Origin of the sequence: Campylobacter sp. W0066.1 (assembly GCF_024723635.1) — a bacterium.
GTDB classification, from domain to species: domain Bacteria; phylum Campylobacterota; class Campylobacteria; order Campylobacterales; family Campylobacteraceae; genus Campylobacter_D; species Campylobacter_D lari_C.
Genome location: NZ_JANQCW010000016.1, coordinates 1 through 16,933 on the forward strand (window position 1 = coordinate 1; position 16,933 = coordinate 16,933).

The following is a 16,933-nucleotide window of genomic DNA, read 5'->3' on the forward strand; positions in this document are numbered from 1 at the left end:
ACCTTCTATGCAAGGAAACGGGGAACATTGATACTTATTATCCGTTAAAACCATCATTGTTAGAATCCATCGCTAAATTATCTCTAAGTTTTTGGAATGGTAATTTCAATAAACGATATATTGTCACAACATATACTAAAAATCCAAAAGAAAGTAATATATTATAATGCAACATAACACTATTTAAAAAATTTTTAACTACATTTTTTATACTTCATTTGGTATTTGCACTTTTTGAATTTGTATTTTGGTTAATACTTGTGTTTTGCTCCCACAGCCTATCAAGCATAGCATTAAAAAGCTTAGTAGTGTTAGTTTCATTGCTTTTGGATATATAGTTTTTAACATCATCAACCCTTGTTTTGATTTGATTTTTTTGAGCATTTGCATAAAAGAGTGCTTTTAGCTCTTGTTCGTGTCTTGTTTTCAACTCCTGAGTAATTTTTGTGAGTTCATTATTTACACCCAAAGCTAAATTTAAATCACTTTGACTTTTTTCTAATTTTGCGTTTGTGCTATCTAACTTAAGATATAAAAATACATTAAGTATAAGCATTAATGCTAAAGCAATATAAAGCTTTGTGTTTTTAAATAAAAGATTTATCATTTCTTATTTTAGAAGTTTAAGTAAGATTTGAGTATAATTTCAAAGGGTGGAACACCAAAGGTGGCCGCCTTTGGTGTTAATCAACACTCAGTTAGGTGGTGATTAAATTGAACCATAAAATTCTAGTAATAATTATACTACTTTGTATAATTATAGTCAAGGCTTATTAGCTTTGATTTCCCCTTTAAAAAGGGGAGCTAGAATACCGCCTTTGGCCTACTTAAACTTTTATCTCCTTTCTAAAATTCGTTTGTGATTTCTAATTTTATATTTGATAAATCTTGCTGATATAACAAGTCATATAATTTTTTACAAGCTTGTCTGCTTTGTCATATACTTTCATCGCTCTTAGTTAAACCTAGTAAAATACAACCTTTTGTATTTTAATAATTATATATTTATCATCTTTTACTCTCAAACATTGTTTTCTAAATAAACTTTCATTTCCAAACTATAAGTTTTGTAGCGTTTATAAACTAGACTTTATTTGTTTATAAAGCAATTGTTGTTAATATTTTGAAAAAATTTAGAGAAAAATCATGAAAGATCTTAAAAAATACATTGCAAATTCCAAACTAACACGCCTTGAAGTTTTATATGAAAAATTAGTAAAGTCTGAAAATGGCATAACCATAAAAGAACTAGCCCAAGAACTCAATGTAAGCGCTAAAACTATAAAAAGAGATATGCAAGGGGTTTTTGAGCCTATGGGGCTTATTAAAAATGGAAGAAAATGGCGTATTGATACAAGCAAAGACATTCAAGAGCAAGATGATGAAAAAATAATCCTTGAAGTGCTTGATACCATGGCAAAAAGTGCTGGAAACAGCTTTTATGCTAAGGCTCACCCTCTACTTTCTAAACTTTCTCAAAACATTTCTAATCCCATCCACACTAGTCTAGATGCAGAAAAACTAGAAGAAAAAGATTTAAGCAATTTTCAAATTCTCGAACAAGCCATCAATACCAAAACACAAATTGTCTTTAAATATGAAAATAAACTTTTCCAAGTAAAACCTTTAAAACTAGCTTTTTTTAGTGGCTTTTGGTATTTGCTTGCTTTTGATATGAAAAAACGTGATATTTTCAAAAAATTTTATTTAAAAAATATCCAAAACATCACCCTAACCCAAGAGCATTTTCAAACCGATGAGAGTTTAGAAGTAAAACTTCAAAGAGTAAATTCTATATGGTTTAGCCTTGATAAGCCTTTTACAGTAAGGCTTTTAGTAGAAGAACCTATACGAAAATACTTTGAAAGAAAGCCTCTAAATTCACAAATCATCACTGGTAAAGACAAAGATGGCTCCATAGAAATAGAGCTTGAGATAACTCATGAAATGGAAATTTTACCTTTGGTGTATTATTACATACCTTATGTAAAGGTTTTAGAACCTGATTTTATAGCAAATAAAGTCAAAGAAGTAGTTGGAGAATACCTTGATCAAATAAGCAAATGATTGCTTATTTGTCAGGATTTTAATACTTTCTTAGCTTTATTTAAAGCTTTTTCAATCGTGTCATTTTCTATAAAATTTTTTATCTCATTATAAATACAATCTTCTATAGTTTTAAATTTATCATCCTTAGTGGTTTTATCATAGTCAATCATATCATAAATAAATTCATAATCTATATCTTGATTTTTTTCATCTAAAATTATTTTTTTAAATATACTAGCTTTCAAGATATTTAAATTTTGATTTTTTATCTCTTGTATTATCTTTTGTATTGCTGATTTAAAATTTTTGATTTTTTCATCATATTCTTTGCGTTCTTCATCATTTTCATAATAATAAGTAATACAAAAATCAATACGCAAATTTTTATAATTTTTGCCACAAAAGTATAAATTAAATGTTGGTATTATAGTGCCGTCTATATCTTTTTCATGATAAATAGTAAAGAAATTTTTGGTTGAGTTGATTTTATCATGGTATTTTTCCACAAGAAAAATATTTTTTCCTATTTTTTTGTTTTTAAATTTCTTTTCGAGCTTATCCATGAATTCACTCATTAATTCTTCACAAATTTCATCCCATTTCTCTCTTACTATTTCTTTTGCTTTTTTATATTTATCGTAATCTATATCTTTAAAATCACTTTTATTTTTAGTATATCTATATAAATTTGTAGCATTTTTTAAATTTTCTTTACTCGATTTCAAAAATTCCATGACATAATCTTTAGCCACATAATCATCTATAGCTACATACCAAGTTAAAAGAGTTTTATACTGATTTAAAGTAAAAATCACATTTTGCATATCATTTTTAAATTTTTTATCAATTTCATTGTTTTTAACTTTATTCTCACACACACCTATACAAGCATTAATCCACTCTTTTATCCATTTATAATCTAATTTTAAATAACAACTCATTTTTTTATTAGAGCTATTATATATAAGATCATCATTTATTTTAAATCCATTTCTTGCGCCTAAGCTATATTTGCTAGGCTCGGTATCTTCATTTTTATGCAAATAAATAGTAAGTATATTTTCATGAAAATCATCTATATTTTTAACTTTTTCTTTTATGTGTTTTATGTAATCTTTGAGTTGGTCTGGTTGATCTTTTGCATAAAGTTTATTTTCTATGATGATATATCTTTTATCTTTTAAACTTATGAGTATATCGATTCTTCTATTATCTTTAGCACAAGCTTCTGTTTCTACGCTTTCTATGTCATGGGCTGTAAGATTTTTAAATTTCTTAGCTTTTGTGTATCTTCCAAGCTTTTTTAAAAACTCATTTGCAAAAAGCTCTTGATAATGATCACTATGCGGATCGATCAAATAAGCTATAAATTTAGAATGATAGTTTTCTTTATACTCAACTCCCAAAGCTTCGAAAATATTTATATCACTCATGCCTTTTTTGGTATTTTCTTCAAATTTATCGTTAACCCTTAATAATTCTTCAATAAAATTTTTCATTCACAATGCCTTTAAAATAATTTTCACAATTATACTACAAAAATATAGACTACCATTGTCTGCTTTTTTTAGCTATGATTTTTCAAATCATTCAAAAAGGATTAAAAATGCTTCAAACCATGAAACACATCCTAACTCACACCGATGAGACTTTACTTGCAAAGAAATTTGGCTATAACAATGTAGAAAAATTTACCAAAACAAAAACCTTGTTTTTAGAATGCGAAAGCATACAAGAATGGCTTTTAAAAGGACATTATGATATGGTAAATTCCTCTTTAGAATTTATACAAAAATTTGATTTTATCTTAGATAAAGAAATTTTAAATTCAATTTTAGAACAAAATGTTTTATTAAAAGATAAACACATAAAATTACAAGAAGCAAAAGCCATCATAAAAACAAATTTTAAACGTAAAAGCGAGCCTTTGCATACTTTGATGTTTTTATCTCACTTACGCGTGCTTAAATTTCCTATTAGCAATGATATGCTCTATCTTGATAAAACGCAAATCATGCAAAAACTCAAAGAACTAGCTATAAAGCATTATGAAAATTCACAAGGCAAATTAAAGCTTTGGGGAGATATCTTACAATATGACATTATTTATGATGATGAGTTGTTAGTTTTAAGCATGCTAAAGAGCGATGAATGATAGCTATTTCTACACTTTTATCATCAAAACATAAAAGAATTTATCAAAATCTTGTGCAAAATTTTGCTAAATTTAACATCGCTTTTAAAGAAATACCAAGTAATGATATATGGTTAAGAGATTTCATGCCTTTAGTGTATGAAAATACGGTAACAAGTTATATTTATGATCCTGATTATCTTAGAAATTATCCACATTTAAGAACCACTATAAAACCTCTAAAAAATCACTTAAATTTAATCCTTGATGGAGGTAATTTCATAAGAAAACATGATGTTGCCTTTATGTGTGAGAAAATTTTTAGCCAAAATCCAACACTTAGCAAGGAAAATATTATCCATACTTTAAAACAAAGTCTAAATTTAAAACACATAGTCTTTTTACCAAGACTAGCTTATGATAGATACGCACATAGCGATAGTATGGTAAGATTTATAAGCAAAGATCATGTGCTAATCAATGATTTTTCTTTAGAAAATGTGCAATTTTTTGAGAAATTACACACCGCTTTAAAAGATTTTAAGGTTACAAAAATGAGCTATTCTAAAGAATTTATGCAAAAATACAAATGGGGTGCGTATTTAAATTTTTTAGAGCTTGATAAGGTGATTTTTGTGCCAACTTATGATATAGATGAGGATGAGAGAGTTTTAAGCTTTTTACAAAATATCTATAAAGACAAGCAAATCATAGGTATATATCTAAAGCCTATTGTCAAAAAAGGTGGTGCTTTGCATTGCATTAGTGCTAATATTTTACAATGATTAAATTTATTTAAAGGATTAAAAATGGAAAGTCAAGAAAGAGTTGAATTTATCAATCAATTAAATGATGATATTAAAAAGAAATTTCTAAAGCTTTATTTAAAAGGTGTTTTTGGAAATAAAGAAATTACAAAAAAACTAATCAAGGCAAAATCATACAATCTTAACATTGAAGAAATAGTAAGAGAAGAGTTAGAGCCAAAATCAAATGATAAAAACTATGTGGAAAATTTAAAAAATCACTATGAAGTGGTAAGAAAGAAGTATAGAATCAACAAAAAATGGAAAGATGAAAATGAAAAATTTAGTGCAATCGATAAAATGGTTGAAGAAAAATTTGAAGATATGAAAAAATTTGCTATGTGGTATGAAGAAGCGTATTTAAAAATCGATGAAGAAAATCGAACATGCCACTACTGTGGTATCAAAAAAAATATTTTAAAAAATAATTTATTTGGAGATAACAAACCTATAAATTCCAAAAAGCGTGCCTTCAATGGTAAATTGCAAATTGAAAGGCTAGATCCAGATCAAGGCTACAGTGAAGAAAATTGTGTTCTAGCCTGCTGTATTTGCAATAATGCAAAAAGCGATATGATAAGTGCTAGTAATTTTGAAAATTATTTTAGTAATAGTGTTAAAAATTTCTATAAAGACTTATTAGAAAACAAAACAACAAATAATTCTCATAACTAGACAACTAAAGTCTAGTTATTTTGTTTATAATTGCATTATATATCTTAGTTTAAAGGTTTATAATGCAAACAAATACTTCTACTCTTACTCACATTGCGGATTTTGATTATTACTCACATAATGTAAAAGTCATCTCACTACACGCACAAATGCTCTCAAACAGCAAACAAATCAAAAAAGATTTTTACAGCGAATTTGAAGATACACTAGAAAAAGATGATAAAATCCCTAGTTTTATCTACAAGCAATACTCCAAATTTATCTATCCTAACTTTTTAAAGAAAAATCTAAGTTATCTTAAAAAATACTTAAATTTTACTCAAACAGAATGTGATGTATTTGCCTTTTTTTACTATGCAAACAAAGGTAGATTTGCTTTACACCAAGGTTATAGCACTGCTTTGGGCAAAAAGATCATAGAAAAAATTTTCAACTACACTTCAAAAGATATCAATAAAGCTTTAAGTGATGATTCTATGCTTTTTAAACTAGATGCCTTGTGCTATTATGATAGCGATGCCTTTGGTATAGATATAAATAATTTTGATAGCATTTTCACTCAAGATATTAGCAAAACTACACTTATGGGTGAGTTTTCGTATTTTTTACCTAAAACTAGACTAAATTTGAGTGATTTTGACTATATACAAGAAGAATTAAATACTATCATTACTTTTTTAAAAAAACGCCAAAAAGGAAATATTTTTATATATGGAAAAGCAGGCGTAGGCAAAAATGAACTTAGCGCACTCATAGCTAAAGAGCTTGATAAAGAAGCATTGTGTGTTAAAGATTGCGAAAATGATAAAAAATCAAATAGAATTTCAAATTTTTACGCACTTAAAAAGATACTCAATCCAAAAAAACAAATGGTAGTCTTTGATGAGTGTGAAGATAGCCTTTGCTATGATTCTTTAAAAGAAAAATTAAAAATCAATAAAATCTTAGATGAAGAAAATGGCATTTGTGTATTTTTATCAAATTCTAAAGACATGGATGAAGCGTATTTGAGGCGTTTTGATGTGATTTTAGAGCTTGAAAGTATGCCTAAAGAAAAGAAAATTCAAAATATAAAAAAGCTATTTAATAAAAAAAATATAAAAATAGATGAAGCCATTATAGAAAATATAGCTTCTCATCCTGAACTTTCTCAAGGGGTTATTTTAAAATGTGCAAATAATGCTAAGATCTTTAAAAGCAAAAGCCAAGAAGTATTTGTAAGATTGATCAACGAAAATCTAAAAGCAAGATCACTTCAGAGCATTTCAATGCCAAAAAAAGACAAAAAATACGATTTAAGCTTGATAGAATGTGATTTAAATTTACAAGAACTAATAAACAATATCGATAAAAATTCAAGTTTGAGAATTTTAAGCTATGGCATAGCAGGCAGTGGAAAAAGCGAGTTTGGCAAAGAACTAGCCAATGTTTTAAATAAAACTTTACATTCTTATAAACTTAGTGATATTTTAGATCCTTTTGTGGGCAATAATGAAAAAAATATCGCAAACATTTTCAAAAAAGCTTCTAATGATAATGCTATCTTACAGCTTGATGAAATCGATGCGTTAATTTATAGTAGAGATGAAGCAAATAAAAGCTGGGAAAAAAGCTTAGTCAATGAAATGCTTATGCAAATGGAAAATTTTGAAGGCATTTTCATAGCTTCAACAAATTACCTACAAAGCCTTGATAAAGCTAGTATAAGAAGATTTGATCTAAAGATAGAATTTCAAGCATTAAAGCAAGAAAAGCTTTTAAAGGCTTTTGAATTTTTTGCCAAAGAATTAAATTTAAGCTTTGATAAAAAGCAAATTACAAAAAGACTCTTAAGACTTCAAAACATTTGTTTGGGTGATTTTGCGCTAATTCTTAGACAAAATAAAATTTTTAAAATCAAAAACGCCGATGAGTTTTTAGAAAAATTAGAAAAAGAATCAAAACTCAAATCAGATGATGAAAAAATCAACATGGGATTTTTATGAAAAGAATTTACGCTTATATAAAAAATAATTTATTTGATATAATCCTTATATTAGTAGTAATAATAACAGGAATTTTATTTTAAGCAAATAAAAATTAAATTTTTAATATAATGAATAAATTTTTTAAAAGGAGTAAAAATGGCAAAAATTGAAGATATTTTTAATAACAAGGTTTTTTCTATACCAAATTATCAAAGAGATTACGCTTGGAAAGATAAAAATTTGGAAGATTTATGGGATGATCTATTAGAATCAGAACAAGCTATAAACGATCAAATGTCTCATTTTTTAGGAACAATAGTTGTTGCTCCAAACAAAAATGATAAAAATATTTATGATATTATAGATGGACAACAAAGAAGCACAACATTATTTATGTTAAGATATGCATTAAATTATAAAACCGCTAGACCAGAAAGAGATTTAAATAAATTTTTAGATAATAATGATAATTATAGATTGCAAGTTATTGATGATAATAAAGAATTTTTTGACAAAATTTTAGAGCAAGCTAGAAATGGAAAACTAAATAACAATCTTGAAAACGAAATAAAAACTAAAGGGCATAGGAATTTATTTGAAGTATATAAGGCTATTTATAGCAAAATAAATAATATAGAACCTGATAGAGCTAGAAAATTATTAGATATTCTAGATAAAATGTCTTTAATGTGGCTTGAAGAAGGAAATTCTGGTAAAGCTATAAGAATGTTTCAAACTGTTAATGATAGAGGAGTTTCATTGACAATTCTTGACAAATTAAAGGCTTTATTAATTTTATATTCTAATAAATATTGCTTAGGAGAACTAGATGACATAATAAATGAAAGATTTGGAAAAATTTTTAAAATTGCTTTAGAAATTGAAAAACATAAAGCTGTATATTCTTTTGGTGATGTACAATTTGTAAAAGAAATAGAATCTAGAATTTTTAATTATCATGCTCTAGGAATAAGTAAAATTGGACATTATAGAAATGGTGTTGAAGCACATTATGCTGAATTAAAATCATTCTTAAAAAATAAAGAGAAGAATGATGAATTTAAAATATGGTTAGATGAATATTCTTTAGATTTAGTTAATTTTTTTGAAAGTTTTTTAAATATTTTGAAACTTACAGAAATAAATACAGAAGCTTTTAAAACATTGTGTGTTTTAAGAATAAATCCTTTGTTCTACAATGCACTGATTAGATTAAAAATGAATAATATTCTTGATGATGAATGCCTTAAATTATTCTCTCAAGCACATATATGTTTATATTCTTTAGGAAATACAAATGACTCCACAGCGTTTAAATTAGCAGAAGTTGCAAATTCTAAACAAGATTTTAAAGAAAGAATTATTAAAGATTGCAAAACTTGTATTAAAAGAACAGGTTATAACAATATAGAAGATTTTATAGAAGATATATCATCAGATAATTATGAATGGGGAGCATATCATTATATGTTTTTGGAGCAGCAAAATATAGATATAGATTCGCTATGGCAACTAATTGAAGAAAAAATTTACTCTTTTACAAAAGAACATATAATACCAAAAAATACAATTGAGAATGGTAGTTTAGCAAATTATGGATTTAAGGATGAAGAAGATTTTGAAAAATACAAAAACTCTTTTGGTAATCTAGTTCCTTTAGAAAGAAAGTTAAATTCGGCAAATTTAGATAAAAGTTTAGCCGAAAAAAGAGAAAATTTCTTAAAATCTAAACTGTTATATAATGTTATTTTTGCAAATCAAGAAAATTATTTATTATTCAACAGAGATAGCATAATAAAAAGAAACAAAGAATTTAAAGAATGGAGTAAGATTTTTTTCAAAGATTTTTTATAATGTTTTAAGTGTTTTAATTTCATTAAAACACTTAAAACTAGACATTTTTCTTCCATAAATTTCTTATATAATTTTCATGAAAATTCAAAAAAAGGTAAGTAATGTTTTTTTCAAAATCAAGATACACAAGAGGTACACAATGCGCTAAGTCTTTATGGCTGAAAACTTACAAAAATGAAGTATTGAGTGTGCCAGATGAAAACGCTTTGGCTAAATTTAACACCGGTAACAAGGTAGGCGAGTTAGCTTGTGAGCTTTTTCCAAATGGAGTAAAGATAGAGTTTGAAGGTAGTTCTTTTGATGAAAAATGCGAACAAACTAGAAAACTATTAGAAAATAACCAAGAAGTGATTTACGAAGCTACTTTTTGCTACGATGGTATTTTGATCATGATAGATATTTTACAAAATACCAAAGACGGTTTGATCGTAAATGAAGTAAAAAGCTCTACATCTTTAAAAGATGTTTATATAGATGATTGTGCTTTGCAGTATTATGTTTTATCAAATTTAGGCTATAAAATCAAACAAGTTAACCTGATACATTTAAACAATGAATACTATAGAGGTGATTTTCTTGATATAAATCAACTTTTTAAGATCAATGATATCACAAAAGAAGTTTTATTAAATCAAAACCAAGTTAAAGAAAATTTAAAATACTTTGAAGAAATTTTAAGTAAAAAAGAAGAGCCAAATATAGACATAGGAACACATTGTTTTAATCCTTATGAGTGCGATGGATATGAGTATTGTTGGGTTAAGCAAAGAAATTTATGTGAAAAAGAAAATGTTTTTAATATACCAAAATTTAAAAAAAGTTTTGAATTTTATTATCAAAATACTTATAATTTTGAAGATTTAGATGATCTATCTATCTTTACCAAAAACCAACAAATTCAAATCAAAGCTTCACTTAATAAAGAAATCTATATAAACAAAGAAAACATCAAAAAATTTTTAGATACTCTAACCTATCCCATATATCATCTAGATTTTGAAACATTTATGCAAGCTATACCTGAATATAAAGGTATAAGACCTTATATGCAAATTCCTTTTCAATACTCTTTACATATAGACTATAAAGACAAGTTAGAGCATAAAGAATTTTTGAGCGAATGTGGGATCGATCCAAGATATGAGTTTGCAAAAAATTTGATCAATGATATACCAAAAGATGTTTGTGTGCTTTCTTATAATGCAAGTTTTGAAAAAGGTGTAATAAGGAATTTAGCACTTGCTTTTCCTGAATTTAGCGAACATTTGTTAAATATAGAAAAAAATATCAAAGATCTTATGATACCTTTTCAAAATAAAGATTTTTATCATTATAAAATGCAAGGGAGTTATTCTATAAAAAAAGTCTTACCAGCTCTGATCCCTGATATGGAGCAAGCTTATAAAAATTTAAATTTAATCCACAATGGAAGCGAAGCTATGCAAAGTTTTGAAGCTATGCAAAATATGAGCGAAAACGAAAGAAAAGCTTACCGCCAAGCCTTACTAGAATACTGCAAACTTGATACTTTAGCCATGGTAAAAATTTTAAAGCATTTAGAAGAACTTATGAAATAATAACTATATTAAAAGTTACTGCTTAGAGTTTTTATATCAATCTCTAAGCAAAACTTATCAAACTAGACAGCAGTAGTCTATAAAAATATATTATAATAAAACCATTATATCAATTAAAAAGGAAAATACCTGAAAACAACACTTTTAAAACTAGATAAGAATTTTACTGGTAAAAAAATAGCAGATTGTGGTGTTATAAAAAAAGATAAAATGTATTATGCAACAACTTTTAAAGAAGATTCAATTTTATTTGATATCGATGGAAATATACTAAAAAAATCGCTGGTAAGATTTATCACTTAAATGATGATTTATATGGATTTTGTAGCAAAAAAAACAAAATATGGCTTTATAGATAAAAAAGGAAATTTAGTTACAGAAACAGAGTATGATGATATTTGGAATTTTAGCGAAGGTTTAGCTATAGTTGTGCTTAATGAAGAATATGGCTTTATAGATAAACAAGGAAATTTGGTTATAGAAACAGAGTATGATGTTGTCTTGGATCTTATTAAGGGTGTTGGATATGATTACATAGGTTTTGAAGATGTAGATGAAAATTGTTGTTATAGTGAGATATTAAAATTTGATACGAATTTATTTTTACTTAAAAAAGGCGAAGAATTAAAACTAAAAAACCTAAATTAATTTAAAATGTTTGCGTGCTTGCTTATAATGCAAGCTTTGAAAAAGGTGTTATAAGAAATTTAGCACTTGCTTTTCCTAAATTTTGCGAGCATTTGTTAAATATAGAAAAAAATATCAAAGTTCTTATGATACCTTTTCAAAATAAAGATTTTTATCATTATAAAATGCAAGGGAGTTTTATAAAAAAGTTTTACTAGCTTTAATCCTGATATAAAGCAAGCTTATAAAAATTTAAATTTAATCCATAACAAAAGCGAAGCTATGCAAAGTTTTGAAGCTATGCAAAATATAAGTGAAAATGAAAAAAGCTCTCCGCCAAGCCTTACTAGAATGCTGTAAATTTAACCATGATAAAAATTTTAAAAGCTTAATCCATAGCTTAAAGCTATGGATTAAAATTCGATTTTTAAAACCTCATACACATTTGCCTCATTTGTATAAAAGACATCATAATAACATCCTGTGTATTTATTGTTTTTTAAAAACTGATTGATTATTTTTAGTTTTCTATCATCACTGAGCTTAAAACTTAAAATATGAATTTTAGCTTGCGGATTTAGCACTATCTCTTCATCTATGGTTTTTACTTCACAATGATAATTTTCACTTTCTTTTAAAGCTTCTATTATATTGTAATTGTTAAAAACTTCATGATGGATAAATTCTCTACATAAGTTTTTATGAAAATCATTCCATTTTTCTAGTAAAATATCACGTGTTTTCATTGTTTTTTACTCCGTTTAATTTTTCATTTAATTCTTTGATTTTTTCTTTATTTTTTTTAATAAAATCTCGTATTGTTTCTGCTGTAGATTTTTCATCAAAAACTATATAATTAGATAAAGTGTATCCGTTAAATTTAGGTATTTTCTCTTGAATTTTTTCTCTATCTCCTTGTGATATATCACCTATAAGTCTGATTCCAAAATTTTTCCAATTTTTAGAATTTGTGGTATCAAACCAAGCAAAAGCAAAATACACATCATTATTACTTACACTCTTTGGTTTGAGTATAAATTGAATATAGCTTGAGCCATTATCAATGCTAAAATCATTATCAAAAACTTTGCAAGTTTCTTCTAAAAACTTATTGATAATATAATCTCTTTCATACATTGATATTTTTGGCAATAATTTTGATTCTCTACTAATTAAATCTCGAAATAATAATTCAAATAATTTAGAGTCAAAATCTTTTAAAAAGCTTATTATATCACTACCATTGCCTATGACATTATTTATAGCATCTTTGTAAAATTCTATAGCTTGACTTAAACTGCATAAATTTTTAACCTTTTCTTGGGAACTTTTTAGCCAAGGTAAAATTTCATTCTTATAGGAAATTTGTCTATATGGCACTTCATAATTGCCTTTTTTTAAGAATAATTCATCATTATCTATTTTCCATTCATCTAAACTATTCTCACTAGGTTTTCTATCATCTAAAGTAAGATAAATCACGGCAATATTTTCATAAGAAACATTTTCTTCTTTATTTAATATCTCTATATACCTAGCAATTTGTTGATGTTGATCTTTCGCCCAAATTTTATTTTCTAGTATAATGTGTTTGGTGCAATTATGTATATAAATATCTATATTTTTATATTCTTTTAAGACTTCTACATAACCACTTTCTCTAAACCATTCTTTTAATCCTATCTCATTTAAAAATAAATCTAAAAATAATCTTCCTTGTTTATGATTTTCACTAGGATCAAGTAAAGATTTTAAAATTCCACTATGCAAATTCACCTCATCATGAGCGGGCAAAACCTTTAATAAAGGATTGTAGTCATTTTTACCCAATCTTTCTCTTTCTTGCATACGCTCTTTTTTAAAAGAAGCAAATTTATCAAGAAAATCTTTTAAATCTTCCATATTTATTTTCTTTCCATATATAAACTAATAATTTTTATTTTAGCGTAATTTTCATCACCGCAAAACCAAAATTTCATGCGTTCTCCAACTCTATTTTTCTCCAAAGTTTTTAAAATTTTAATAGCGTGTTTTGCTAAATCATTTTTAGGTAAAAATATCACAGCAAAATAACACATCAAATCATACTCTCTATCAACTATTTTCTCATCATAGCAAAAAAAATCCTCCTTTATTTAAAATTTCACTTGCATACAATAAATCATCATCATCTAGTCTAAACACACCACTATCTCCATAAATAGACATGTATTTATCATAAATTCTTATCATTTCATTAAGATTATTTCCTCGCATATTTTTCCTTTACTCTTTCAACTCTAGCAACCTTAAAATTCTCCAGCCTATATCCTTGCTTATACATGCAATTTGTCCTTGAGAAAAAGGATTAAGGGTTATTTTTCCGTTGTATTCTAAGTAAAATTTATGTCCATTTTTACTAAGCTCATAAATTCCATTACCCAAATCATTTACATTTTCAAACTGCAAATCAAGCACAAATTCTCCATTTGTATTAATAAAACCCCATTGATTATCTATACAAACTTGTGCTAAACCTTCTTTAAAATCAAACGCCTCATCAAAATGCTCTTTTATAACAATATTTGCATTTTTATCCACATAAATAAAACCATCACTTGTTAAAACTAATGCCAAACCACAGCTAAAACAAGACATATACTCATACTCATGCTCACAAAGTATCTCATCATTTTGATTGATCAAAAAATATCTATTGTCTTTTTTTACACTTGCTATACCTTCGCTAAAGCTATTTGCCTCATCGTATTTTGCTTCTATGATGGTTTTTCCTTTTGTATTGATAAAACCCCATTTTCCTCTCGCACAAAAGGCTGCTAAATTCTCACTAAAAAACCTAAGCTCATCATACATCACATCGATGATGATTTTGGCATTTTTATCTATAAAGCCGTATTTATTAGCTATCTTTACGCAAGCTAATCCACCAACAAATTCTCCAACTTCATCAAATTTAGCTTCACAAATTAACATCCCATTTTGATCCATGAAACCAAATTTAGAATTTTCTAAAAACAAAACAAGCTCATCATCAATAATCTTCATAAAATCAAAACTATTCTTACTAAGCTCATTTTTGTTTTTATCTACCAAAGTATATTTAGTCCCTACTCTCACTTTGATCATATCTTTGGCTATAAATTTCACATCCTTATACATAGGTTTAAAAATGCAATTTAAATTTACATCAAACAAACCATACAAAAACCCATCAAGCACTAACAAATACTCATCATTTATCAAGCTAATATCATCAAATTTAGCCTCTAAAACAAGCTTTGCAAATTCATTCAAAACTCCGCATTTAACCTTGCCATTGATCTTTTGCTTGCATAAAAATAATTTTTCATTTAGTCTTTTTATACTTAAAAACTCAAAATCACTTAAAAAATTTCCATTCTGATCGATCAATGCAAACACATCGCCTTTTTTGATCTTAAAAAGCTTATTACTAAGTCTTATAATGCCATCATATTCAGTCTTTAAAATGATATTTGCTTGAGTATCTATGATGATATTTTCATTTCCTTGTCGCAAAAGCGCATAATCATTTACAAAACTACAAACATCATCATATACAAGATCCACCACCACTTTAGCTTTAGTATCTATAAAACCCCATTTGTCATTTATCATAACACCTGCTAAATTTTGACTAAAATTTAAAACCTCATCATATAAAAAATCACAAATTAATTCTCCACTGCTATTTATAAAGCTATACTTACCAGCTTTTTTTACCGCTGCAAAGCCATTTTGAAAATCTCTTACATGATCAAATTCATCATCGATAATAATCCTAACTTCTTTCATCACTTTCCTTTGTAAAATGAAATTGTATTAGAATTTTATAGACTAAGATTGTCTATATTTTATGCTAGAATATCATTTTAAAAATATGGAGGAAAACATGAAAAAGAAAAAAATACCAAGTCAAGTTCCATTTAGTTTTGAATATTCTCCCTTTGAAAGCAAAGAAGAGTATCTAGAATTTATCAAAAACATGCCTAAAATAGCTACTTTAGATAAGGCTTTGATAAAAAAAATCAAGAGAGAAAAATTTAGCAAATAAAGCCATTTCTTACATACAAAGAAAAACTAATCTAAGCTACAACAATGCTAAAATTTTAAAAGATATCTTATCAAAAGAGTATTTTCGTAAGATAAGAAGCAAAAACAAAGTCCTTGCTAAATTTATGAAAAGATAAAGCCTAAGGCTTTATCTTAACTGCTTTTAAAAGATTTTTTTAATACTTCTAGCATTTGATTTTTATGCTCTTGTGCTTTACCAAAAGTCCAAGTAATTTTATTTTCATTATTTTTTTCAGTTTCATTTTCATTATTTTCAGCTAGTGTATATATAAGCCATAGTTTTAAAGATATAACTGCTTTTTTATTATCCATATATCTTTTTTGAAAATCTCTATACTTACTTGGCACATCTTGGTTATTCAAAGATGAGTTAAAGCTAGAGCTAATAAGAGCTAAATTTCCAAAATTATCTATTTTTTCATTAGTCCAATCATTCTCATTTGCTTTGCTTTGTGCTTGCACATGTTCTATGGAATTTAAATTTCTAAAATAGAAATTATCAAATTTTTTCTTATCCATTTCTTTACCACATATTTTAACTTTATCGCCATTAACTTCAGCATTTTTCCACAAATAATACTCCAAACGATAAAACCAATAATGCAAAGTTGCTGTTCCTCGATCTAAGTTTGGAATATCTTCTTCAGTGAAAAATGTATCTTTTACACTCATTTGTTCATTTTTAATTTCTAGTTCTCTAAGAACATTATTGGAAATTACAAGCAAATCATTTTTATCTTCTTTTATGCTTTTAGCTAAAGCTGTATCTAAATTTTCAAGAAATTTAATCAATTTTTTTTCTTCATATACTTCTAATTTATTTAAAAAGCATTGAAAATTTGTAGCAATATTACAATCACCTATTTTTATTTGAAATTCTTCTTGTTTATTACTATCTTTTACTTCATTACATGAAATTTCTAATTCAATTTTATTATCCAAAAATTTCAAAAACGGAGTAAGCCAGTGATGATGATTATTAGACATACCACTTCTTGCTACGCGTAGATAGTTTTGCACCATAGCAAGTTCAGGCATAACATTAGAATCTTCGCTGATTGTGTATGTACTATATTTTTTAGTTAATCTTCTAATCTTATAAGAATTTTCCTCATCATCTTGACTTTTAATAACAAAATAATCAAATAAAAT

The 16,933-nt window shown here is 26.4% G+C and carries 19 protein-coding genes and 1 pseudogene; 10 read left to right on the forward strand and 10 right to left on the reverse strand.

What is annotated here, in order from left to right; translation table 11 throughout:
• Window positions 1-37: 37 nt before the first annotated feature.
• From CAMP18497_RS06545 to CAMP18497_RS08345, 3 genes and pseudogenes are all read right to left on the reverse strand, one after another.
• Window positions 38-172 (reverse strand): hypothetical protein, encoded by a 135-nt coding sequence (locus tag CAMP18497_RS06545; RefSeq protein WP_337213292.1) that lies wholly within the window; start codon window positions 170-172, stop codon window positions 38-40.
• A 42-nt stretch (window positions 173-214) separates the two neighbouring features.
• Window positions 215-607, reverse strand: a complete 393-nt coding sequence (locus CAMP18497_RS06550; protein WP_337213294.1) for a hypothetical protein — start codon at window positions 605-607, stop codon at window positions 215-217.
• 239 nt (window positions 608-846) lie between these two features.
• Window positions 847-990: pseudogene (locus CAMP18497_RS08345) on the reverse strand (DUF5675 family protein); the annotation flags it as partial.
• Between the two features lie 156 nt (window positions 991-1,146).
• Between CAMP18497_RS08345 and CAMP18497_RS06555 the strand changes: the two are divergent.
• Window positions 1,147-2,067 carry a helix-turn-helix transcriptional regulator gene (locus CAMP18497_RS06555; protein WP_039618391.1) on the forward strand — a complete coding sequence of 307 codons (921 nt, stop codon included), beginning with the start codon at window positions 1,147-1,149 and terminating at the stop codon, window positions 2,065-2,067.
• A gap of 11 nt (window positions 2,068-2,078) precedes the next feature.
• Here the strand turns inward: CAMP18497_RS06555 and CAMP18497_RS06560 are convergent, their stop codons facing one another.
• A complete protein-coding gene (locus tag CAMP18497_RS06560; protein WP_337213297.1) occupies window positions 2,079-3,548 on the reverse strand; it encodes a PDDEXK-like family protein in 1,470 nt (489 codons plus the stop codon).
• A gap of 107 nt (window positions 3,549-3,655) precedes the next feature.
• Here CAMP18497_RS06560 and CAMP18497_RS06565 point away from each other — a divergent pair, with 107 nt between their 5' ends.
• The 8 genes from CAMP18497_RS06565 (at window position 3,656) to CAMP18497_RS06600 (ending at window position 11,907) form a co-directional block, all read left to right on the forward strand.
• Complete coding sequence (locus CAMP18497_RS06565; RefSeq protein ID WP_337213299.1) at window positions 3,656-4,204, forward strand: hypothetical protein; 549 nt, start codon at window positions 3,656-3,658, stop codon at window positions 4,202-4,204.
• A complete protein-coding gene (locus CAMP18497_RS06570) occupies window positions 4,201-4,968 on the forward strand; it encodes an agmatine deiminase family protein (RefSeq protein ID WP_337213301.1) in 768 nt (255 codons plus the stop codon). The genes CAMP18497_RS06565 and CAMP18497_RS06570 overlap by 4 nt, the downstream gene beginning before the upstream one ends.
• A gap of 24 nt (window positions 4,969-4,992) precedes the next feature.
• A complete protein-coding gene (locus CAMP18497_RS06575; protein ID WP_337213303.1) occupies window positions 4,993-5,664 on the forward strand; it encodes a hypothetical protein in 672 nt (223 codons plus the stop codon).
• 62 nt (window positions 5,665-5,726) lie between these two features.
• On the forward strand, window positions 5,727-7,649 hold the full coding sequence (locus CAMP18497_RS06580) for an AAA family ATPase (RefSeq protein ID WP_337213305.1): 1,923 nt from the start codon (window positions 5,727-5,729) through the stop codon (window positions 7,647-7,649).
• 138 nt (window positions 7,650-7,787) lie between these two features.
• Window positions 7,788-9,485 (forward strand): DUF262 domain-containing protein, encoded by a 1,698-nt coding sequence (locus tag CAMP18497_RS06585; protein WP_337213307.1) that lies wholly within the window; start codon window positions 7,788-7,790, stop codon window positions 9,483-9,485.
• A 101-nt stretch (window positions 9,486-9,586) separates the two neighbouring features.
• Window positions 9,587-11,062: a DUF2779 domain-containing protein gene (locus CAMP18497_RS06590; RefSeq protein WP_337213309.1), complete on the forward strand. Its 1,476-nt coding sequence runs from the start codon at window positions 9,587-9,589 to the stop codon at window positions 11,060-11,062.
• Window positions 11,063-11,365: 303 nt separating this feature from the next.
• Window positions 11,366-11,710 carry a WG repeat-containing protein gene (locus CAMP18497_RS06595; protein ID WP_337213311.1) on the forward strand — a complete coding sequence of 115 codons (345 nt, stop codon included), beginning with the start codon at window positions 11,366-11,368 and terminating at the stop codon, window positions 11,708-11,710.
• Between the two features lie 14 nt (window positions 11,711-11,724).
• Entirely contained in the window at window positions 11,725-11,907 is a 183-nt protein-coding gene (locus CAMP18497_RS06600; protein WP_337213313.1) for a DUF2779 domain-containing protein, read from the forward strand.
• A gap of 195 nt (window positions 11,908-12,102) precedes the next feature.
• On the opposite strand, the gene CAMP18497_RS06605 is transcribed toward CAMP18497_RS06600, so the two are convergent.
• From CAMP18497_RS06605 to CAMP18497_RS06625, 5 genes are read right to left on the reverse strand one after another with little or no spacing between them, the layout of a single operon-like run.
• Window positions 12,103-12,435: a hypothetical protein gene (locus CAMP18497_RS06605; protein WP_337213315.1), complete on the reverse strand. Its 333-nt coding sequence runs from the start codon at window positions 12,433-12,435 to the stop codon at window positions 12,103-12,105.
• Window positions 12,422-13,591 carry a PDDEXK-like family protein gene (locus CAMP18497_RS06610; protein WP_337213317.1) on the reverse strand — a complete coding sequence of 390 codons (1,170 nt, stop codon included), beginning with the start codon at window positions 13,589-13,591 and terminating at the stop codon, window positions 12,422-12,424. Before CAMP18497_RS06610 ends, CAMP18497_RS06605 begins: the two co-directional genes overlap by 14 nt.
• 2 nt (window positions 13,592-13,593) lie before the next feature.
• Window positions 13,594-13,770 carry a hypothetical protein gene (locus CAMP18497_RS06615; protein ID WP_337213319.1) on the reverse strand — a complete coding sequence of 59 codons (177 nt, stop codon included), beginning with the start codon at window positions 13,768-13,770 and terminating at the stop codon, window positions 13,594-13,596.
• A 28-nt stretch (window positions 13,771-13,798) separates the two neighbouring features.
• Complete coding sequence (locus tag CAMP18497_RS06620; protein ID WP_337213321.1) at window positions 13,799-13,945, reverse strand: hypothetical protein; 147 nt, start codon at window positions 13,943-13,945, stop codon at window positions 13,799-13,801.
• Window positions 13,946-13,954: 9 nt separating this feature from the next.
• Entirely contained in the window at window positions 13,955-15,502 is a 1,548-nt protein-coding gene (locus tag CAMP18497_RS06625; RefSeq protein WP_337213323.1) for a WG repeat-containing protein, read from the reverse strand.
• Between the two features lie 97 nt (window positions 15,503-15,599).
• Here CAMP18497_RS06625 and CAMP18497_RS06630 point away from each other — a divergent pair, with 97 nt between their 5' ends.
• On the forward strand, window positions 15,600-15,761 hold the full coding sequence (locus CAMP18497_RS06630) for a hypothetical protein (RefSeq protein ID WP_337213325.1): 162 nt from the start codon (window positions 15,600-15,602) through the stop codon (window positions 15,759-15,761).
• A gap of 152 nt (window positions 15,762-15,913) precedes the next feature.
• Here the strand turns inward: CAMP18497_RS06630 and CAMP18497_RS06635 are convergent, their stop codons facing one another.
• The gene (locus CAMP18497_RS06635) at window positions 15,914-16,819 is read right to left on the reverse strand and encodes a GmrSD restriction endonuclease domain-containing protein (RefSeq protein ID WP_337213327.1); all 906 of its coding nucleotides are present in this window, start codon (window positions 16,817-16,819) and stop codon (window positions 15,914-15,916) included.
• Window positions 16,820-16,933: the final 114 nt, after the last annotated feature.